This window comes from Zafaria sp. Z1313, assembly GCF_050563205.1.
GTDB lineage: Bacteria > Actinomycetota > Actinomycetes > Actinomycetales > Micrococcaceae > JAZDCJ01.
On the sequence record NZ_JBNWUK010000027.1, the window covers coordinates 1108 to 21352 of the forward strand.

Below are 20245 nucleotides of genomic sequence, written 5' to 3' on the forward strand. Positions count from 1 at the left end.
GAGGTCGGGCACGGTGGGTCACGAGGTGGAAGCCCGCGCTCAACGCCTTCGCTATCACCTTCGAAGGCCGAATCAACTGACAATGCGCCAGGCCAGATCCACCGTTAATCTGACAGACCCCTTACAGCTTGTAACTCAGCCTTATGAGAATACTCGTTTCTCACGAACGTGGGGTCCCCCCGATAGGATGCGGTCCGTGTCCAAACCCGCTGATCTCGCCCTGCCCGATGACTACCCGGCCTTTCTGGGTGAGCTGAAGGAGCATGTCCGGGGAGCACGGCTGCAGACGCTGCGCCGGGTCAACACGGACTTGCTCGGGCTCTACTGGAGGATCGGGCGTGACATCCTGGCCCGGCAGCAACACCAGGGCTGGGGTAGCGGTGTCATCGGTCGGCTGGCACAGGACCTGCGCGCCGAGTTCCCCCAGATGACGGGCTTTTCCCGGAGCAATTTGTTTTACATGCGCGCCTACGCTGCGGCATGGCCGGACTGGGACCCGAATGTCCCACAGGCTGTGGGACATTTGCCGTGGGGCCACGTTCGGGTCTTGCTAGACAAGCTCGACACCGCGTCGGCGCGGGACCGGTATGCCGCTGCGGCCGTGGAGCATGGATGGTCGCGGAACGTGTTGATGAACATGATCATGAACCGGTCCCTGGAGCGTTCCGGCACCGCCCCGTCGAACTTCGACACCCATCTGGCGGAACCGGATTCGGAGTTGGCGCAGCAGGTCGCCAAGGATCCCTATTCCTTCGAGTTCCTGGGCCTGTCCGGAGCTGTCGCCGAGCGGGACCTGGAACAGGCCCTGATGGACCGGATCACCGAGACGTTGCGGGAGCTGGGGCATGGCTTCGCGTTCGTGGGGCGTCAGGTGCACCTCGAGGTGGATGGGGACGACTTTTACATCGACCTGTTGTTTTTCCACGTCGAGCAGCTGCGTTACTTCGTCATCGAGCTCAAGACCGGCAAATTCCAACCGGAGTATGCCGGCAAGTTGAACTTCTACGTTGCCCTGGTTGATGACCGGCTCAAACGCGCGGCCCACGCGCCAACGGTGGGGATCCTGATCTGCGGCAGCAAGAACGACCACACCGTCCGGTACGCGCTGGGCCGGTCAACGTCACCGCTGGCGGTCTCCGCCTACACCTACGACCAGCTGCCGGCGGCCGACCGGAGCCTGGTCCCGGCCGAGGACCAGCTCACCGCCGCCCTGGACGCCCTGCCCGACGAGGGATCCTAGGCGCCGAGGTCGAGGAACTCCGGGGGCGTTGTTGCGGACGTTTCCGACTGCGGGAGCCGCCTCGTCGAAGGTCTGGGACGCGCTTTCGTGGTGGCTGCTGTGTCTTGCGAGGAGTGGCCGCGGTGTCATCGGGCGTGTCACACGGCCGACCCCGGGCGACGAAACCCGGGGCCGGTGGTAGGTACCCGTGGAGGGGTACGGCGGTGAGCTTATCGGAGGGGCGTCCAGGGTTCAGTGATTCGGTGGAGATCCGCGGGCGCAGTCCACTGGGCCGGTGCGTGATGGTGGAGGTGTTCGGCCAGGGTGTTTTCGAGGATGCTCGGCGCAGGAGCGTCGAGGGCCCAGGTGCGGACGCTGACAGCGTGGGGGTCGGTGATGGTGACGCTGCGTCGGTCGGTGGTGATCCAGGCGATCCAGCCGGGCAGGATCGTGAGGGCCAAGGGCGCGACGGTGATGAGCAGCGCAGTGGCGATTCCAAGAAAGGCCTCTGGGGTGTGGCCGTGAGCCATCGCTGCGCCAGTAGCGGCCAGGGCCACCCCGGCAGCGCCGGCCCGGAGGGCCAGGCGGGTGCGGGCGGCTCGGCCGTCTGGCCGGCGGGCCACGCGCAGCTCGGCGCGGTAGATGAGGGCCAGGGCGGCGGGTAGTTCATGAGGGCGTACGGCGAAGGTCCTGGGTTTCAGGGTGGTGTCCATGGTGGTCTCCTGTGGTCGGAGGGTGCCGGTAGATCCCCGCCGGGCGGGCGGGGGGCTACCGGCCCCGAGGGGCCCTGGTGCTCAGGTCACAGCGTAGAGTCCTGAGCCTGTCCGCCGCTGGCGGGCGGGGCCATCTTGTGGATAACCCCGCCCGGTGGGATTACTTGGAGCGGGGTCGGCGGGCGCGCTCCGGGTCTCGTGCGACCGGTGCCCCTCCCGGGATTGTGGTGAGCCGGGACAACAACCGGGCGTAAGTGCTTTCCGGGTCGAGGGTGCAGGCTCGATCAATGGCCGTCCCGGCGGCGGACCCTTCGCCCTGCATCCAGTGGGTGTGGCCGAGGGTGGCCAGCAGGTGCGCGGCGTCCTGGTCGCTCGCGCCGGTGATGAGCGTGCGCAGGACGCCTTGCGCGGCCTCCACGCGGGTCCAGTCCACCGGTCCCACGGGGTCGCCGATAAATACCTGCTCCCATCCCTTGCCGTCTCCGGCGCTGTAGGTGTCGGCAATGAGGCGGTCCCGGCTCTCGGCCAAGCACAGGGCGGCGGTCAAGGTCAGGGCCTGTGCCTCGGTGGGCTGGTGGCCGGTCAGGACGTGGCTCCAGAGGTCGCGGACTTCAGTGATCGCGGCCGCGTGGTCCATGTGGATCAGCCGGGCTTTTTCGGCCAGCGCGTCCGGTGCATCCGCTCCGGCGGGCTCGGGGATCTCGGGCACGGGGGTGCGAGTCGCGCCTTGGTAGGCCAGTTCAAGGCCGACGACCGATTCCCCGGCGCTCCACTCGCCGCCCAGCCCGTCACTGGTGCTGTAGTGGTCGCCGTCCACGGCGACGGACTGGTGCACGGGCAGACCCTGCCCGGTGATCGCCTCGGCCAGATCCTGCACCGCCTCGGGGTCCACGTCGTAGCCGACGAGGACGGCACCGTCGGCGATGGTGTGGGAGAAGTGCGGCATGATCGCCTCCGCCACCAGACGGGCGGGTACGTGTGCCGGGGGCGCGTCCATGCGGAGCACGGGGCCCAGCGCGTTGTCCTGCATGGGCAGGACCGCGATGGAGCGACGGGGCCGGATGCCCAGAATGGCGGTGATGTAGTCGAGCAGATCGACCACGCTGGTGGCCTTGATGATTTCAGACATGACTTCCTCCACGGATAGGTGAGGGGGTACGCGGTGCCATCCCCGCGCTTCGTCGTTCCCCCGTATTTTTTGCCTGCTGGCGAAACGAAGTGAGCTGCCCCGGACGGATCCGGCATCAACCCGTAGGGCGGTGGCGGAGGAAAGCTTGGGGAGGAAAGAAGCGACCGAGGAACGAGGGAGCGCCGACCCAAGGTTTTCGGGGGAACCGGTCCCGGAGCGCCAGCGGAGGGGCTTGTGCCGGTGGAGCCGGGGCGCATAATCCGCAGGACAGCAGGCAAAAAAATGGAGGTCGGCCCGCCAGGGCCGGCGTCCTGGCCCGCCGCCGTTCCGGCGGACCAGGGTCTACAGCCGGCCGCAGGCCGACCGCGGGTGGGGTTCCGAGCATGCAAGGAACCCCACCGGGCTTGACTCGGACCCACCTGCCGGGGTCGACAGCATTCAGCACGGCACCCGCCCAGCGCAGTTCATTGTGCACTGTATAGTTCAGCGGGTGCTGACTATTACTTCTCGTTTGGATGTGATGAACCGGTTGGGTAGGGCCATGGCCGACCCAACCCGGTCGCGGATACTGATGACCCTGCTTCAACGACCGGCCTACCCGGCCGAACTGGCCCGGGATCTGGAGCTGACGCGTTCGAACGTGTCGAACCACCTGGCCTGCCTGCGGGACTGCGGGATCGCGGTCGCCATACCCGAGGGACGCCAGACCCGGTACGAGATCGCCGATCCACATCTAGCGCGGGCGCTGACCGCCTTGGTCGAGACCACCCTCGCGGTCAACGAGAACGCCCCGTGCCTGGACCCGGACTGCTCGGTGCCCGGCTGCTGCACCACGGGGGTGGGCGTGTGATCCTGTCTTCGATCCTGCAGGCGATCGGCCTCTTCCTGGCCACGAACATCGACGACATCATCGTGCTCTCGTTGTTCTTCGCCCGCGGCGCGGGCCAGCGCGGGACCACCGCGCGGATCCTGGTCGGGCAGTACCTCGGGTTCGCCGGCATCCTGGGCGCGGCCGTGCTCGTGTCGCTGGGGGCCGGGGCGTTCCTGCCCCCGGAGGTCATTCCGTACTTCGGGCTCGTCCCGTTGGGCCTGGGACTGTGGGCGGCCTGGCAGGCCTGGCATGGGGACGGCGACGATGACGCCAAGGTCGAGGGTAAGAACGTCGCCGTATGGACGGTGGCCGGGGTGACCTTCGCCAACGGCGGGGACAACATCGGCGTCTACGTCCCGGTCTTCCTCAGCGTGGGCCCGGGAGCTGTGGTGGCCTACTGCATCGTGTTCCTGGTGCTGGTCGGTGCCCTGGTGGGCCTGGCCAAGTTCGTGGCCACCCGCCGGCCGATAGCCGAAGTCCTGGAACGCTGGGAGCACATCCTGTTCCCGATCGTCCTGATCAGCCTGGGCATCTTCATCCTGGTCAGCGGTGGAGCCTTCGGCCTCTGAGCAGACCCGCAACCGACCGCTCAGGTCCCTCGTCCCCGTCCCATCGGTCCGGTCTCTCCTCAGTGACCAGGCCGGCGGGACGGGGTTTCTGGTTTTAGACCGGGGTGATGAAGGTGCCGGCCAGGTTCTGCAGCTGATACATCCACAGCATCCAAAGCCCGGAGACCATCAGGACCCCGGGGCCGCCCTGCACCCCAACGGCATCCTCAACGCCCCCGACGGGACCAGCCCGGTCAAGGGCCTGTACACGATCGGCCGGCCCTGGCAACGCAACCGCGGATCGGCCCTGCTGGGCTTCGTCTCCGCAGACGCCGCACAACTGGCCCCACACATCACCCGGACTTTGACCCAGATCCCGCGAACCGCCCCGACTCACCCCGTAGGCAATGGACCTGGACCCACCTTCCCGCCCCCTCCTGGCATTGATCGCTCTTGGGCTAGGGGCAGTACCAGGGCTAGGAGAGTTCCGCGCCGTGTCGGTTTCGGGCAGGCCTCTGACGAGGTATAGCGCCTCCGAGCGAAGGCGTCAGCGGCGGACCACTACCAACAACGACCGATTTGGTCGCTATTTGCTGCAGTCGAATACTGACGGCTCGGATTTCGGCCTACCGCGCTCATTTGTACTGACGTTTTTGGGAGGCCCGCCCGCTCTTACGAATGTCTCGGAGATCGAACAATGAAGCACGATCTGACGGCATATCGTCGTCAACTCCGGAGTTAACCGAGTGGGCATATCCGGCTTGGCACTGCTTGGGCGGAACCGGATCACTATTTAACTATGCTCTGGACCCCTCGCGTGTGGTCAGGACTTGACGAGACGGGCAATGGCGGCAGAGGCCTCGGCGATCTTCTCGTCGCTTTCGACCCCGCCGTTCCGCGCGGCATTGACGACGCAGTGTTTAAGGTGGTCGTTGAGCAGGCCGAGGGCGACGTTCTCCACAGCAGAGGTCAATGCGCTGATCTGGGTGAGGATGTCGATGCAGTAGACCTCCTCGTCGACCATGCGGTGGATGCCGCGGGCCTGTCCTTCGATGCGCTTGAGACGGGCCAGGTACCGGTCCTTGTCGGAGATGTATCCGTGGTGCCCGGCATGGTGCGCGGCTTCGGTCGCTTCGGCGGGGGTGGTCATGGTGGTCTCCACTCGGTCAGGCGTCATACGTTTCAGGTGGTTAGGGTGTGGGCCGGCTGGGGTTCCGGCGCTGGACTGGCGGTCGGCACGGTGGTGCCGGCCTTGCTGGTGAAACCACGTAGCCGGAGGCTGTTGCCGACTACGAAGACGGACGAGAAGGCCATGGCCGCCCCGGCGAGCATCGGGTTCAGCAGGCCCAGGGCGGCCAGCGGAATCGCAGCGGTGTTGTAGGCGAAGGCCCAGAACAGGTTGGTCTTGATCGTACCCAGGGTCTTGCGGGACAACCGGATCGCGTCCGCGGCAGCGCGCAGGTCCCCACGGACCAGGGTGATGTCCGCCGCTTCGATGGCCGCATCGGTACCGGTGCCCATGGCCAGGCCCAGATCCGCTTGGGCCAGGGCCGCGGCGTCGTTGACGCCGTCACCGACCATGGCCACGACCTGCCCGCGCTCCTGCAGCTCGGTGATGATGCGGACCTTGTCCTGGGGCATCACCTCGGCCAGGACCTCCTCGATGCCCACCTGGGCGGCGACTTGTTGGGCCACGGCCTGGTTGTCACCGGTCAGCAGGACCGGTTTCAGACCCAGGCTGCGGAAGAGGGTGATGGCCTCGGCACTGGTGTCCTTGAGGGCATCTGCCACCACCAGCACACCGCGGACCTGCCCGTCCCAGGCCACAACGACGGCGGTCTGGCCAGCGGACTCGGCTCGGGCCTTCGTGTCGGCCAGGTCCGCCGGCATGGTCAGCGACCAGTCGGCCAGCATGGTCTCGCGACCGACGATGACCAGGTGTCCGTCGACCACGCCCTGCACGCCGCGGCCTTCGTGGTTGGCAAAGGCCTCCGGGACCGGCAGTGCACCGACGCGTTCGGTGGAGCCGCGGGCGATGGCCTGGGCGATCGGGTGCTCGGAGGCGTCCTCCACGGCGCCGGCCAGACGCAGCAACTCGTTCTCGTCGGTCCCGACGGCAGGGTGGACACCTTGCAGGGTCATCGTGCCGGTGGTGACGGTGCCGGTCTTGTCCAGCACGATCGTGTCCACCTTGCGGGTGGACTCCAGCACCTCCGGGCCCTTGATGAGGATGCCCATCTGGGCGCCGCGGCCGGTGCCCACCAGCAAGGCGGTGGGGGTGGCCAGGCCCAAGGCGCAGGGGCAGGCGATGATCAGCACGGCGACGGCGGCGGTGAACGCGGCGGCGGCCGGGAACCCGGCGCCGAGCCAAGCAGCCAGGGTGGCCACCGCGATAGCGATCACGATCGGCACGAACACCCCGGAGATTCGGTCGGCCAACCGCTGGATCTCGGCCTTGCCGGTCTGGGCGTCCTCCACCAGCCTGGCCATCTGGGCCAGCTGTGTGTCGGAGCCGATGCGGGTGGCGCGCACCACTAGGCGGCCGCCGGTATTGACGGTTGCCCCGGTGACCGGGTCGGACTCGGCGACCTCGATGGGCACGGACTCGCCGGTGAGCATCGAAGCGTCCACCGCGCTGCGGCCGGTGACCACGACTCCGTCGGTGGCGAACTTCTCCCCGGGACGCACCACGAACTCGTCGCCCACGGCCAACTGGTCGGTGGGGATGCGGACCTCGGCGCCGTCGCGTAGCACGGCCACGTCCTTCGCGCCCAGGTCCAGCAGCGCGCGCAACGCGGCCCCGGCCTGGCGCTTGGAGCGCTTCTCGAAGTAGCGGCCGGCCAGAATGAACAGCAGCACCCCGGCGGCGACCTCGAGGTAGATGTTCCCGGCCCCGTCGGTGGGGGCCACGGACAGCTCGAAGGGGTGGGTCATCCCCGGGGTCCCTGCGGTGCCGAGGAACAGGGCGTACAGAGACCACAGGAACGCCGCGATGGTGCCCATTGAGATCAGCGTGTCCATGGTGGCGGTGCCCTGACGGAGGTTCATCCAGGCGGCCTTGTGGAACGGCCAGCCGGCCCAGACGATCACTGGTCCGGCCAGGGCGAGTGACAGCCACTGCCAATAGTAGAACTGCAGGGCCGGGATCATCGCCATGGCGATGACCGGGATGCCCAGCACCGCGGCGCCGATCAGCCGGTGCCGCAGGGACACCAGCTCGGCGTCGGGACGGTCATCTTCCCCGTCTTTGTCCTGCCGGCCGGTGTCGGGCAGTGTGGCGGCGTAGCCGGCCTTCTGAACCTCGGCGACCAGGGACTGGGGGTCGTAGCCAGCCGGGGCGCTGATCCGGGCCTTCTCGGTGGCGTAGTTCACCGTGGCGGTGACGCCCTCGAGCTTGTTGAGCTTGCGCTCGATCCGGTTCGCGCAGGAGGCACAGGTCATCCCGCCGATCGCCAGTTCGACGTCGGTACTGCCCGCCTGAGGCGCGGCCAGGGGTGCAGACATGGGGTTCATCCTTCTTCCGGTATCGCCGGGGGTTCCGGCCACACTCATTGATCATCGGCCGGGGTCAGTGGTCGTCGTCCGTGTCGGCTGGCTCAGGCGATTCGGCGGGGGCGGGGTGCTGGTCCATTCGTAGCTCCTCGGCCTGCTGCTTCCAGGCTGAGACCGTTTCGTACGGCACTAGGGCTCCGCCGGCCGCGAAGGAGCCGGCGAAGACCACCGCCAGCCCCGCGGCGTAGGCCCCCAGCCGTCCGGCAGCATTCACGCCGACCGCACCGCCTGGTAGCCGGCCTCCTGCACCGCAGAGATGACCGCGGTTTCATCGACGGGTTCGGCGCCGGTGACCACGAGCGTCCCGTCCTGGTGGCTCACCTCGACCGACTCGACGCCGGGAACCTCCTCCACCTCTTCGCGCACCGACATCTCGCAATGCCCGCAGGTCATTCCGGTCACCTGAAATTCAGTGGTATTCATGATCTCTCCCAATTGGACTTCATACCCCAGGGGGGTACATGTACAGTCCTATTCATACCGGCAGGGGGTATCCCTGTCAAGGGCGATCGGGAAAGAAAATGGACCAAGCCGGAATCGCCATCCGGCTCGCGATCGGCAGCGTGGGTGCCGTTGGCACCCACGCACAAAAGCGTCGAGTGTGGATTGCCAGCACGCACACCATTGACCTCAGGAAGAAGGTGAAACGACCTGGGCTTGACGGCCGCGTTCGTCTATGGAGTGATCAGGCTTCAGTCGGATCCGGTTCATGCCGATTACGCAGCGCAGTGCTGGGTACGGGAGATCGTGAGCACGCTTATCGGCAGTGGACGGTGCTTGTTACCCGTTCCGTTCGGATGTCGTTTTCCGCGGCGGCAGGCGCAATAGTATCTCCAACGGGCCGGTCTGGAACCGTCGGGTCCAGAGCCAGGAGAAGGCGACCGCCGCGGTGCACAGGACCGCCGTGACCAGGATCCCTTCGGCCAGGGAGTCCGGGCCGGGGCGGACGACGACGGCCAGGGCCATTAGGTGTCCCACGTAGACGGTCAGGGACAGCCGGCCGGTGGCCGCCAACACGGAAAGGTGCCGGGACACGAACCTTTCCCCCATCAGGCACAGGCCCAGCACGAACAGCGCGGCACCGGAACTGGAGACCAGCCACAACGGCATCTGGGAATGGGCGGTTGCCGAGACGAGCCGGTCCAGCCCCACGGTCCGGCCCGGCGCGCCCAGGACCAGGATGAGGAGCTGCGAGAGCAGGTACGCGCCCACGGCTGCCACCGCACCCCACAACACCAGCCGTCGGTGCAGGGCCGGGTTCCGCAAGTCGAGCCGTCCGAGCAGCATCCCTATCAGGAAGGGAGCCGCCCACACCACCAGCGGGTAAGACCCCGTGAAGAGGATGCCGCCCAGGATCTCAGCGGGTGGGTCCAGCAGGGTCGGCTCCGTGACCTGGAACGCGTCAGATTCCCTCCGCACTGCCAGCCAGACCAGCGGGCCGAGGACCAGGGATGCGCCGGACAGGGCGGCCAGCAACCAGCCGGGTGCCTTCAGCAATGGCAGACAGGCGATGAAAAGGAGCCCATACAAGGGCAGGATCACACTCGCCTCGTGGCCGGCCAACTGCAGGGCCAAGCCGCCGACCAGCAGCAGCGCCGCCCGCCACAGGAGGGTACGCCACGGCATGGACGCATTGCCGGGGGCGCGCACGGACCGGGTCATGATGGATGTCCCCACCCCGGCCAAGAGCATGAACAGCAGGGAGGCCCGCCCCAGGGGGAGGTCGTACAGCGTGCCCAGGATGCCGTCGACGCCCCGGGGGCCCACGTTGACGGCGATCATCCCGATGATTGCCATCGACCGGGCGACGTCCAGACCGACCAGTCGTCCACCTTGCCCTCTGCCGTCGGACCGTCCGTCGCCGGCGCGTCCCACGCTGGCTCCGTGGTCGTCACGCCCCGGTTGACCGGTGCCGCCGTCGGACGGACGCGGGATCCGCCGTTCACCGTCGGGCTGGTCGAAGGAAAAGGGAACAGTGCCCATGGCTGTCATTCTGCTCCCGTCCGGGAGTCGGCGATGGCCACGTCCGCTTCCCGGCGGTTGTCCCTCGCACCGGTGATCTGACCGGTCTCGTAGTCGATCTCCAAGGCCTGCACGGAACCAAAGATCGCCTGATCACGTTCGGTGCGCTGCAGTTCCCAGTCCCGTGCCGCGATCAGTTCGGCCAGCTCAGGGGAGGGCTCCTCCTCCACGGCCAGCACGCCGTCCTGCAGGTGGAATCGGGGTGCATCCACGGCCTCCTGCAGTGTGGCGCCCTGCAGGCCCCACGCCACCAGCACGCCGGTGAGGATGTTCGGGATCTGGTGTCCTCCCGGGCTGCCCAGCCCGAGCACCGGCCTGCCCTCGTCGTCGAGCACCATGCTCGGGGCCGACCAGCTCACGGACTTGCGCCCCGGCTCCGGCTGGTTGGCCTCCGACTCCTCCGTGGCGAACCGGGAGAGCTGGTTGTTGAGGAAGAACCCGCCCACGTACTCCGACTCGTTGCCGCCCCAGAAACTCGTGAGCGTGTTGGTCATCGACACCATGAAACCGTCCTGGTCCACCACAGTCAGGTGCGTCGTGTTCCCTGCCGTCACGGGCTGACCCCCGGCCTGCACCAGTCCGTCCCCGGCGCCGGGCACGACGCCCTCGCGGGCGTCCGGCCCCGTGGAGGCACCGGCGTCGGATCCACCCGCCAGCAGATTCACCTGCTCGGCGATCCGGGCGTTGGCTTCGGGATCCGTGAGCCGATCAACGGGGACGTCCACGAAGTCCGGGTCGCCGATCAGGTGCTTCACCGAACCCTCGGCAGCGATCCATGCCTCGGAGAGCCGGTCTACGTATCCGGGACTACCGGGCTCGTGGCCGTCGATGCCCAAGGCCTCGGCGAGCTGCAACTGCTGGACCAAGGCCGCACCGGGCAGCGGAGGGGCGGCCGAGAGGACCTCGTAATCCCCGAAGGCACCGCCGACCGGCACGACCTGCTCCGACTCATAGGCGGCCAGGGAATCGGCGTCCAGGCCGTCCACCGAGGTCAGCTCCTCGGCCAGGCTGCCGGTATAGAAGGCCTCCGGTCCCTCCTGGGCCAAAGTGGTCATAGTCTGGGCCAGATCCCGCTGGACCAGCCGGTCGCCGGCGGCTAGCGGATCGCCGGAAGCGTCGTGGTAATGGTTGAGCTCCTCAATGGAAGCGGGGCCGAAGTCGGAGCGCAACCGCTGGGCCAGGAACTCCGAGACGGGGAAGCCATCGCCCGCCAGGCCGATGGCTGGCTCCAGTATTTCCTGCCAGTCCAGGTCGCCGTGCTCGGCGTGGAGCTCGGCGAGTCCCGCCACGAAGCCGGGGACACCCGTGCCGGAGTCCGGGATCCTGCCGTCTTGGGCCACCACTTCGCGATAGTCGTAGCTGACCGGTTCGCGGCCGGGGCCGGCCAGAATCGCCGAGCCCCCGCCGCCGATCCCGGAGGCATAGGGCTCCACCACGGCCACGGCGAAGGCCGTGGCCACAGCTGCGTCGGCGGCATTGCCACCCTGGGCCAGGATGTCCATCCCAGCCTCGACGGCCTCCGGATGGGCCGCGGCCACGGCGTGCTGCTGGAGTTGCTGTCCCGGCTCGGATTCCGTCGTCGGGCTGGTGGCACCCGACGACGGGGCGGCGGGCGTGCGAGAGGCGGAAGTGCCGGGGCCGGTGCCGTCTGCTTCCCCGGCAGTGCTCGGCACAGGGGAAGGCGCGCTGCATGATGTCATCAGCAGTGCTGCGGCCAGGGCAGATGCCGCCCGGAAGACGAGGCTTTTCATGAGGTCCTTCACGACGGCGGGAACTGGGAATATAACGTTTGAGACACAGATAAGTCTTGCCCACGTACGATCCCAGACGAGTTCGCCGCACCGGCGGAGGTGCCACCGACGTGAGAGAACCGGGGACAGGACCGCCCGGCTCCCTCAGCGGTCTGTGGCCGACGCGGGAACACGCGTTGCACAAGCTGATTCCTCTCGCTCAGTGCCCTTGTGCACCGTGGCCGGGACGACCTTCGCCAAGGGCCCCGCCGAACCGCTGCGTCTAATCCGAGCCCACCATCCGGGGCCCGCTGGAAGAGGCGCGGTCAGGCACCGAGCGGCCCTGCAGGCCTTTGCCTTGCGGAACACGCTGATTGCGTACCGTTCAGTAGCGGGCGGCGGTACCCATCATGTTCCACGGGCTGTAGTCGACATCCGTCACGGCCACCCCCATCTGAGGATTGCGGGCGTGGGCGATTTTGCCGTCACCGATGTACATGGCCACGTGATAGATCCCGGAGGCCGAGCCGTTGTTGGACCAGAAGACCAGGTCACCAACCTGGAGGTTGTCCAGGGAGACGTATTGGCTGGCGGCGGCGTACTGGGCCTTGGAGTTCCGGGGCAGCTCGATGCCGGCCTGCGCGAAGGCGTTCTGGGTGAAGCCGGAGCAGTCGTAGCCGGTCGGGCCATTGCCGCCCCAGACATAGCCGACGCTCGGATCGGCAGCCTTGGCCGTGGCCCACTGCACGGCCGCTCCCCAACCGTTGCTGCTGGAGGAAGCGGTGGAGTAGGAGGCCCGCTGGATGCCCTGGGCCGGCTCACCGCTGGTCGTTGATGAGTGCGTGTGAGCCCCGGAGGAGCGGGATGTCTCGGTTGCGGTTCCGGAGTCCCAGGTCCAGGCATTGGCGGTGGAGCCGCTGGGAGCGGAGTAGGCGCCTTCGTTGGCAGCGGCCGGGCCCATGCCGGCCACCGTGGCTCCCACCACGGTGGTAAGGCCTACCGCACCCATGGTGAGGGAACGGCGGCGGTGGGAACGGCGGGTCTGGGCTTCAGCCTCGATGCGGGCACGACGGGTGGGGTAGGACATGGGTTACCTCGGTAGACATTGGCGTACATGTTCTGAACTTCTCCCACGGCCACGAGATCCGGCATTTAGCCGGCCATCCCTTTTGGCGAAATGGTCTGTGACCAGAACGTTATGCAACGATACAGATTCGTTATCTGGTCGCAACTTGCCGGCATGCTGAGGTTCCGAGCCGATACAGGGTTGAGCCGGGACCGGAAAGGCCGTCATTTCGGGCCTAGCCGCCCGCTCGAACGGCCCGGTCGGAGCCCGTGGCCGGCAGGGATCTTCACGGAATCTTCAAGGTTGGGCCCTTCATCCGGGCCGAGTGGGGGTCTACGGTCGGTTGCATGGCGGGCCGGTTCTGGCCGGTTCGTCTTCCGAACCGCACCGATGAAGGAGTAAGCCATGACCCATCACGTGAGCTCGATGCTGGAGACCTACCCGAAGGACTTGGGGAACATCGACCAGGAGAAGCTGGCCGAGTGCATCGAGGCCTGTTTCGAGTGTGCCCAGACCTGTACGGCCTGCGCGGACGCGTGCCTGGCCGAGGACATGGTCGCTGACCTGACCCAGTGCATCCGATTCAATCTGGACTGTGCCGACATCTGCGCGGCCACCGGCCGTGTGCTGTCCCGCCAGACCGGCAACAACGCCGAGATCACTCGTGCCCTGCTCGAGGCCTGCCGGACCGCCTGCCAGGTTTGCGCGGACGAATGCGAGAAGCACGCGCAGATGCACGAGCACTGCAAGGTGTGCGCCGAGGCCTGCCGGCGCTGCGAGCAGGCGTGCGCCGAACTGCTCGCCTCGCTGGGCTGAGCACAGCCCGGCCGATGCCGGAATACCAGTCAGGGCAATCAGGCGTGGAACATGTGCTGCTGGCCCTGACTGGCGCGACGGTACAAAAGCATCCCCGCAGAAGGAGAACCCGACGTGCCCAAGACAGAACACAGCAGTGACCAGGGTGGTGATCGCGACGGGGGTCACCACGCGCCCCGCCGCTCTCTGAAAATGTATCTGCGGTTCGCCGCGATGATCCTGACCGGCATGGTGGTCATGTATTGGACGATGTTCGCCGGTTCCTGGGAGTGGGGACACATCCGCTGGAGCGAGAGCCGGCTGTTCATGGCCTTGACCATGGGGGGGCGATGGGCCTGGTCATGCTCGCCTGGATGCTGAACATGTACCGGAACCCAAAGGCTAACGTGGCCGTGGTGCTCGTGAGCGCGGTGCTTCTGGGCGGTGGCATCGTCCTGGACCGCAGCCAGGCGACCGTGGACGACAGCGACTTCATGCGCGCCATGATCCCGCACCACTCGCTGGCCATCACGAGGTCCGAGCGAGCCGGTATCGAGGACGTCAGGGTCTGCGAGCTGGCCGTGGAGATCAGCGAGGCCCAGCGGCGGGAAATTTTCGAAATGGACTGGCTGATCGAGGATATCGAGCGTAACGGGGTCGCCACGACCCCCGAACAGGCGCAAGCACGGTCCGTGCCTGACTACGAGGAGCCGGCCGAACGCCAGTGCCCCACCGGCTGACGGTTCCCCTCAGGGCGCACCTCCGCCCTGTCGAGGATCACGGGTCGGATGGACGCCAACCGATGCTCCAGGACCCACACGGCCCCATCTGCCTGGGCGGGTGGGGCCGTGTGGGTCCTTTCAGTGCAACAGCGGCACGGGCAGAGCCGATCAAGAGGGGGCGGTGGATCCCGTCAGAGGTTTCCGAGTATCTGCTCCATCTCGGCGATCTCGGCCTCCTGGGCGGTGATGACTTGTTCGGCGAGGGCCACGGCCTGGGGGTTCTGGCCGCTGTCGACCTGGTCCTGGGCCATTTCGACGGCGCCCTCGTGGTGGGCTGTCATCTGTTCCAGGTACAGCCGGGCCGCTTCGGCGCCCTGGGCTTCTTCCAGGGCTGCCAGGTCCTCCTCGGACATCATCCCGCTCATCCCGCCGTGGTCCATGCCCTCCATGTCCCCCATGGGCTCTGCGTCCCAGGCGGCGAGCATGGCGTTCATTCGCTCGATCTCCGGACCCTGGGCATCAATGACCTGCTGGGCGAAGTCAGCGACCTCGGCCGGGATGTCGTCCTTGGCCAGCAGCATCTCACTCATCTGAACGGCCTGCTCGTGGTGGGGGAGCATCATCTGGGCGAACATCACGTCCGCGTCGTTGTGTTCGGCCGAGATCTCCTCGGCCGAGCCGGTGGCCGTGGCGGACGGGGCAGCGGTATCCGTGGCCGCGGAGGTGGCAGCAGCCGAGCTGGTGGCCGGGGTGGACTCGGAACCGGCGCCGTTGTCTTCGGCGCCGGTGCCGCACGCAGTCAGCGTCAGGGCGGAGGCCAGGGTCAGGGCGGCCAGGGTGGTGGTGTTGCGTTTCATCAGGGTTCCTTCCGATGGGAGTTTCGATAGGGGGTCCGGGCCCGCGGTCAGCTGGTGGCGGTCGCGGGCTGGGGTGTGGTGTGCCGTTGCGGGCCGCTGGCCGGGGCCAGTCGGGCAGGATCCAGGTCGATCCGACGTAGCAGTTGGGCGTTGAGGGCGACCACGATGGTGGAGGCGGACATCAGGATCGCGCCCACCGCGGGGGAGAGCACGAAGCCGATGGGGGCGAGCACGCCGGCGGCCAGGGGTACGGAGACCAGGTTGTAGCCGGTGGCCCAAACCAGGTTCTGGATCATCTTGGCGTAGCTGGCCCTCGAGAGCTCGATCATCGACAACACGGCGCGTGGATCATTGCCGGCCAGCACGACGCCGGCCGATTCCATGGCCACGTCGGTGCCGGCACCGATCGCGATGCCAACCTCAGCGCGGGCCAGGGCGGGGGCGTCGTTGACGCCATCGCCGACCATAGCCACGCGCAGCCCGCGGGACTGCAACTCGGTGACCTTGGAGTCCTTGTCCTTCGGCAGCACCTCTGCGAAGACCTCGTCGATGCCCAAGTCCCGGCCCACGGCCTCGGCGACCTGCCGGGCGTCGCCGGTGATCATGGCGACCTTGACCCCACGTTCGTGCAGAGCGGCCACGGCGGCCCGGGACTCGGGACGGACCTTGTCCTCTACGGCCACCGCTCCGATGACGACACCGTCACGGACCACGTGCAGCACTCCGGCACCCCGGTCGGTCCAGGCTCGGGTGTCAGCGGCGAGGGACTCGGGGGTGTCCAGGGCGAGTTCGCGGAGCATATTCGGCCCGCCCACGAGGACCTCCGATCCGCCCACGGTCGCTTTCACCCCGCGGCCGGTGGCGGACTGGAACCCGGTGCCGCGCAGGCCCAGTCCGGCGGCTTCGGCGTGGTCGTTGGCAGCGGTGATGATGGCGCGGGCCACGGGGTGCTCGCTGTCGGCCTCGGCAGCGGCCGCGTAAGCCAGCAGCTGCGCCTCGGAGGTTCCCGGGGCCGGTGCGGTTCCGGTGAGAACGTGCGCGCCTTCGGTCAGGGTGCCGGTCTTGTCGAACAAGACCACATCGATCGTGCGCATCCGTTCCAGAGCCAACCGGTCCTTGATCAGCACCCCAGCCTTGGCGGCGCGTTCGGTGGAAATCGCGATCACCAGCGGGATCGCCAGGCCCAGGGCGTGCGGGCAGGCGATCACCAGCACGGTGACGGTGCGAGTGACGCCGTCGTCCGGCCGGCCGATGGCCACCCAGACGACGGCGGTGATGATGGCCGCGGCCAGGGCGAACCAGAACAGCAGCGCGGCGGCCCGATCGGCCAGGGCCTGGGCTCGCGAAGAGGATTCTTGGGCGTCGGCGACCATCCGTTGGATGCCCGCCAGGGCGGTGTCAGTCCCGGTCGCCTCGATGCGTACCCGCACGGTGTTGTCGGTGGCCACGGTCCCGGCCACCACCGTTTCGCCCACGGTGCGGGCCACGGACCGGGATTCGCCAGTGATCATGGACTCGTCGAACTCGGCCGTGCCCTCGGTCAGGGTCCCGTCGGCGGGCACGCGAGCCCCGGAGCGGACCAGGACTGTGTCCCCGACCGCCAGCTCACCGATCGCAACGGTGACGGTAGTGCCGTCCTCGGTGACCTTCTCAGCCTCGTCCGGTAACAGGGCGGCCAGAGCGTCCAGGGCGGAGGAGGCCGCGCCAAGGGCGCGCATCTCCATCCAGTGGCCCAGCAGCATGATGACCACCAGCAGGGCCAGCTCCCACCAGAAGTCCAGCATGAATCCGCCGAGACCCAGGGACGTGATCCAGGAGGCCACGAAGGCCACCGTGATGGCCATCGCGATCAGCAGCATCATCCCGGGCTGGCGGGTGCGCAGCTCCGTGATCCCGCCCTTGAGGAAGGGCATACCGCCGTAGAAGTAGATCACGGTACCCAGCACCGGGGCGATCCACGATGAGCCCGGAAACTCCGGAACCCGGTAACCGAGCAGGTCGGCGACCATGTGGCTGAAGACCACCACCGGGATCGACAGGACCAGTGAGAGCCAGAACCGGTTCTTGAACATCGCCACCGAGTGTCCGGCATGCTCCCCGTGGTCGTGAACCGCATGGTCTTCATCCACCGCGGAGTGGGCGTGTCCCTGGGGCATAGCTTGCCCGTGCGTGTCTTCATCCGCGTGCTGGTCATGCCCGGCATGGTGGTCGCCGTGGTGGTGCGAGTTGCTCATGATATTTCCTTCCCATTGGCCCCCTACGGGCCAAGGCGGTGGGCCAAGTGATCAGGACGTCAGGACGCGGTAGCCGGCCTCTTCGATGGCCGCCCGCACGGTGTTTGAGGAGGCGGCGCCGGTAACGGTGACGGGGGAAATGCCGCTGGCCACCAAGTCAACCCTGACGTCGTCCACCCCGTGCAGGGCGCTCACCGCTCCGGCGATGGTTCCGACGCAGTGCCCACAGGTCATCCCCTCCACCCGATACGTGGCGGAGGTCCCGGAAGCGGCAGGGAAAGACGTCTCCGCGGCGTCGGAGCCCGGAGTAGGGGCGGCGTCCGGGATGCAGCACGAGCAGCCGCCGGAGGCCATCGGCAGGGGGCTGGACATCGGTTCGGTCATGATGGGCTCCTTCGTCGGATGTGGGCGGTGGGACTGCGCCCTCCTCCCGGTATATACCCCTGTAGGGTATCAATCAAGATGTGGTGGAGTGGTTTCCGTCGCCTTGGGCAGGCAGGTGGACGGTGAACGTCGCCCCGGCGTCCGAACCTGCGGAGCTGGCGGTCAGTGACCCTCCATGGGCTTGGACCAGGGCCCGGGAGATGGCCAGGCCGACCCCGGACCCGCCGTGGTCCCGGTCCCGGGCGGTGTCCCCGCGGTAGAACCGCTCGAAGATGTGCGGCAGGTGTTCAGGGAGGATGCCCTCGCCGGTGTCGCTGACGCTGAGCGTGATCCCTCCTGCACTCTGCCGAGCGTCCAGGGTTACCTGGCCACCTGCGGGGGTGTGGCGCAAGGCGTTGGTGAGCAGGTTGCCCAACACCTGACCCATGCGTTGGCGGTCGACCTCCACGGTCGCGATGTCCTGGCTCGGATTCAGGATCAAGGCCACGCCCTTGGCGGCATAGGTGTCCCGATGGGCTTCGGCGGCGGCCTGCAGTAACTCGCCCGCCGATTCGATGGTGCGATCGAGCTCGATCCGTCCTTCCTCCGCCCGGGAGACGTCGTGGATGTCTTCCACCAGCCGGGTGAGGCGGGCCAGCTGTTCGTCCATGAGCTCGCCGGTGGCTTCGCCCCAGCGTGAGACTCCATCCTGCAGGGCTTCGAGGTAGACGGTGAGCACGGAGATGGGAGTGCGCATCTCGTGGGCCAAGTCCGAGAGCATCCGACGGCGGGTGTCCTCGGTGCGTTCGAGCCGCTCGGCCATGGTGTTGAACGAGGCGGCCAGGTCCTCCACCTCGGTCCCTGCCCCCATGGCCGGGACCCGGGTGTCGTACTTGCCGCGCGCCATAGCCGTCGCCGCTTGGGTCAGGGCATGGATGGGGTTCTGGATCCGGCGGGCGACATACCAGGTCAACACCAGGCAGCAGACTAGGGCGGTGGCCAAGGCCACGCCCAGGGTCCAGAAGTTGGTGTCTCGGTAGGCCTGCTCCACGTGCAGCATCTGGGTCGCATCATGCCCGGCCCCGGCCTGTTCCAAATGCTCGTGGAACAGCGGGGGGCCGGCCAGGGAGGCCACCGCCACCGCGGCCAGGATGCTGACCGCCACCACCAGCAACTGGGCCAGGAAGAACCGGGCCGCCAGGCCGCGGTAACGTCGCTGGCCGGTCACTGTTCTGCCATCCGGTAGCCAACCCCGCGGACCGTGTCGACATAGCGCCCGGGGTTTTCGTCGAGTTTGCGGCGCAGGTTGCCGATGTGTACATCCACGAGTCGTTCATCCCCCACCCACCCCGGACCCCAGACGATATCGATCAGCTGACGCCGGGAGAACACTTGATAGGGACGTCCCGACAGGGCCGCCAGCAGGTCGAACTCCGTGCGCGTCAGCCCTACCGGCTTCCCGTCCACGTGGGCTTCGTGGGCGACCAGGTCAATCACCAGCGGCCCGAAGGCCCGTGCCGGTTCTGGGACGGTTGCCGTCGTGCGGGGCCGCCGCATGACCGCCCCCACCCGGGCGACCAGTTCCCGGACACTGAAGGGTTTGGTGATGTAGTCATCGGCGCCCACTGCCAGCCCTTGCAGCCGGTCCGGTTCATTGCCCCGGGCGGTGAGCATCAGCACGTAGCACTCGGAAAAGGCCCGCACGCGCCGGCACACCTCGATCCCGTCCAGTCCGGGCAGGCCCAGGTCCAGGACTATCACGTCGGGATCATGCGTGCGGGCGGCCTGTACCGCATCGGGTCCGGTGTGGGTGGTGGTGACCTCGTAGCCGGCCCGCTCCAGGTAGGTGGCGACCATGCGTGCCAGGGGCTTTTCGTCATCGACGACCAATACCCGCCCGGTGGACGAGCCCGTGCCAAAGTTCATGTGTTCAGTTTCCCCCGGCTCACGGCCCGGAGAGCGACCCAAGACACCAGACCGGGGAATCTTCATCAAACCTTCAAGGCAAACTGAATCGCACCGGGTTTGATGGAGGCATCGATGACCCGGAAGGATTGAATTCATGCCAGCCCAGAGGAAGTACCCGGAGGAACTGCGTGAGCGCGCCACGAGGATGGCGATCGATGCGCGGAAGGACCCAGCAACCCGGAGCGGGGCCTACCGCAGGATCGGCGAGCAGCTCGGGGTCAACCCCGAGGCACTGCGCACCTGGGTGGCGCGGGCCGAGGTCGATGGTGGAGTGCGGCCGGGAACCACCACCACGGACGCGGCCAGGTTGGCCGAGCTCGAGCGCGAGGTGCGTGAGCTACGGCGGGCGAACACGATCCTGCGGCAGGCCTCGGCTTTCTTCGCGGCGGAGCTCGACCGCCCGTCGAGGTGATGTGTTCCTTCATCGAGGAGCACCGCGGCGAGCACGGGGTCGAG

Annotated in this window: 20 protein-coding genes, 2 pseudogenes and 1 other annotated feature; of the genes and pseudogenes, 7 read left to right on the forward strand and 15 right to left on the reverse strand. The window is 67.6% G+C overall.

The window, feature by feature from the left end:
* Positions 1–196: 196 nt before the first annotated feature.
* On the forward strand, positions 197–1240 hold the full coding sequence (locus tag ACQ3I4_RS15590) for a PDDEXK nuclease domain-containing protein (RefSeq protein WP_430633876.1): 1044 nt from the start codon (positions 197–199) through the stop codon (positions 1238–1240).
* A gap of 209 nt (positions 1241–1449) precedes the next feature.
* Here the strand turns inward: ACQ3I4_RS15590 and ACQ3I4_RS15595 are convergent, their stop codons facing one another.
* Positions 1450–1932, reverse strand: a complete 483-nt coding sequence (locus tag ACQ3I4_RS15595) for a hypothetical protein (protein ID WP_430633877.1) — start codon at positions 1930–1932, stop codon at positions 1450–1452.
* Between the two features lie 160 nt (positions 1933–2092).
* Positions 2093–3061 carry a DUF4192 family protein gene (locus ACQ3I4_RS15600; RefSeq protein WP_430633878.1) on the reverse strand — a complete coding sequence of 323 codons (969 nt, stop codon included), beginning with the start codon at positions 3059–3061 and terminating at the stop codon, positions 2093–2095.
* A 490-nt stretch (positions 3062–3551) separates the two neighbouring features.
* On the opposite strand from ACQ3I4_RS15600, the gene cmtR reads away from it, so the two are divergent.
* Positions 3552–3911, forward strand: a complete 360-nt coding sequence (gene cmtR, locus ACQ3I4_RS15605) for a Cd(II)/Pb(II)-sensing metalloregulatory transcriptional regulator CmtR (RefSeq protein ID WP_430633879.1) — start codon at positions 3552–3554, stop codon at positions 3909–3911.
* The gene (locus tag ACQ3I4_RS15610; RefSeq protein WP_430633880.1) at positions 3908–4501 is read left to right on the forward strand and encodes a cadmium resistance transporter; all 594 of its coding nucleotides are present in this window, start codon (positions 3908–3910) and stop codon (positions 4499–4501) included. Before cmtR ends, ACQ3I4_RS15610 begins: the two co-directional genes overlap by 4 nt.
* 94 nt (positions 4502–4595) lie before the next feature.
* Here the strand turns inward: ACQ3I4_RS15610 and ACQ3I4_RS15615 are convergent.
* The 8 genes and pseudogenes from ACQ3I4_RS15615 to ACQ3I4_RS15650 form a co-directional block, all read right to left on the reverse strand.
* Positions 4596–4679, reverse strand: a pseudogene (locus ACQ3I4_RS15615) (cytochrome c biogenesis protein CcdA); the annotation flags it as partial.
* Between the two features lie 624 nt (positions 4680–5303).
* On the reverse strand, positions 5304–5630 hold the full coding sequence (locus tag ACQ3I4_RS15620) for a metal-sensitive transcriptional regulator (protein ID WP_329863840.1): 327 nt from the start codon (positions 5628–5630) through the stop codon (positions 5304–5306).
* 32 nt (positions 5631–5662) lie between these two features.
* Positions 5663–7984, reverse strand: a complete 2322-nt coding sequence (locus ACQ3I4_RS15625; RefSeq protein ID WP_329863838.1) for a heavy metal translocating P-type ATPase — start codon at positions 7982–7984, stop codon at positions 5663–5665.
* 64 nt (positions 7985–8048) lie between these two features.
* Positions 8049–8246, reverse strand: a complete 198-nt coding sequence (locus ACQ3I4_RS15630) for a hypothetical protein (RefSeq protein WP_329863836.1) — start codon at positions 8244–8246, stop codon at positions 8049–8051.
* Entirely contained in the window at positions 8243–8455 is a 213-nt protein-coding gene (locus tag ACQ3I4_RS15635; RefSeq protein WP_188806897.1) for a heavy-metal-associated domain-containing protein, read from the reverse strand. The genes ACQ3I4_RS15630 and ACQ3I4_RS15635 overlap by 4 nt, the downstream gene beginning before the upstream one ends.
* 357 nt (positions 8456–8812) lie before the next feature.
* Positions 8813–10015: a DUF418 domain-containing protein gene (locus ACQ3I4_RS15640; RefSeq protein WP_329863831.1), complete on the reverse strand. Its 1203-nt coding sequence runs from the start codon at positions 10013–10015 to the stop codon at positions 8813–8815.
* Positions 10016–10020: 5 nt separating this feature from the next.
* Entirely contained in the window at positions 10021–11727 is a 1707-nt protein-coding gene (locus ACQ3I4_RS15645) for a gamma-glutamyltransferase family protein (protein WP_430633881.1), read from the reverse strand.
* 442 nt (positions 11728–12169) lie between these two features.
* Positions 12170–12871: a C40 family peptidase gene (locus ACQ3I4_RS15650; protein WP_430633882.1), complete on the reverse strand. Its 702-nt coding sequence runs from the start codon at positions 12869–12871 to the stop codon at positions 12170–12172.
* Positions 12872–13255: 384 nt separating this feature from the next.
* On the opposite strand from ACQ3I4_RS15650, the gene ACQ3I4_RS15655 reads away from it, so the two are divergent.
* The 3 genes from ACQ3I4_RS15655 to ACQ3I4_RS15665 all read left to right on the forward strand — a co-directional run bounded on the left by ACQ3I4_RS15655 (position 13256) and on the right by ACQ3I4_RS15665 (position 14385).
* Positions 13256–13666: a four-helix bundle copper-binding protein gene (locus ACQ3I4_RS15655; protein ID WP_329863825.1), complete on the forward strand. Its 411-nt coding sequence runs from the start codon at positions 13256–13258 to the stop codon at positions 13664–13666.
* Positions 13667–13780: 114 nt separating this feature from the next.
* The gene (locus ACQ3I4_RS15660) at positions 13781–14026 is read left to right on the forward strand and encodes a hypothetical protein (protein WP_329863823.1); all 246 of its coding nucleotides are present in this window, start codon (positions 13781–13783) and stop codon (positions 14024–14026) included.
* Positions 13996–14385 (forward strand): DUF305 domain-containing protein, encoded by a 390-nt coding sequence (locus ACQ3I4_RS15665; RefSeq protein ID WP_430633883.1) that lies wholly within the window; start codon positions 13996–13998, stop codon positions 14383–14385. Before ACQ3I4_RS15660 ends, ACQ3I4_RS15665 begins: the two co-directional genes overlap by 31 nt.
* Positions 14386–14558: 173 nt before the next feature.
* Here ACQ3I4_RS15665 and ACQ3I4_RS15670 read toward each other — a convergent pair whose 3' ends face one another.
* The 5 genes from ACQ3I4_RS15670 to ACQ3I4_RS15690 all read right to left on the reverse strand — a co-directional run bounded on the left by ACQ3I4_RS15670 (position 14559) and on the right by ACQ3I4_RS15690 (position 19747).
* Positions 14559–15224 (reverse strand): DUF305 domain-containing protein, encoded by a 666-nt coding sequence (locus ACQ3I4_RS15670; protein WP_329863819.1) that lies wholly within the window; start codon positions 15222–15224, stop codon positions 14559–14561.
* A 47-nt stretch (positions 15225–15271) separates the two neighbouring features.
* A complete protein-coding gene (locus tag ACQ3I4_RS15675) occupies positions 15272–17296 on the reverse strand; it encodes a heavy metal translocating P-type ATPase (protein ID WP_329863843.1) in 2025 nt (674 codons plus the stop codon).
* A 213-nt stretch (positions 17297–17509) separates the two neighbouring features.
* On the reverse strand, positions 17510–17842 hold the full coding sequence (locus ACQ3I4_RS15680) for a heavy-metal-associated domain-containing protein (RefSeq protein ID WP_329863818.1): 333 nt from the start codon (positions 17840–17842) through the stop codon (positions 17510–17512).
* 73 nt (positions 17843–17915) lie between these two features.
* Entirely contained in the window at positions 17916–19049 is a 1134-nt protein-coding gene (locus tag ACQ3I4_RS15685; protein ID WP_329863816.1) for a HAMP domain-containing sensor histidine kinase, read from the reverse strand.
* Positions 19046–19747 carry a response regulator transcription factor gene (locus ACQ3I4_RS15690; protein WP_430633884.1) on the reverse strand — a complete coding sequence of 234 codons (702 nt, stop codon included), beginning with the start codon at positions 19745–19747 and terminating at the stop codon, positions 19046–19048. Before ACQ3I4_RS15690 ends, ACQ3I4_RS15685 begins: the two co-directional genes overlap by 4 nt.
* A gap of 187 nt (positions 19748–19934) precedes the next feature.
* Between ACQ3I4_RS15690 and ACQ3I4_RS15695 the strand changes: the two are divergent.
* Positions 19935–20198: pseudogene (locus ACQ3I4_RS15695) on the forward strand (transposase); the annotation flags it as partial.
* Positions 20162–20245, forward strand: a sequence feature (AL1L pseudoknot). This feature is flagged as partial in the annotation. (Overlaps the previous pseudogene by 37 nt.)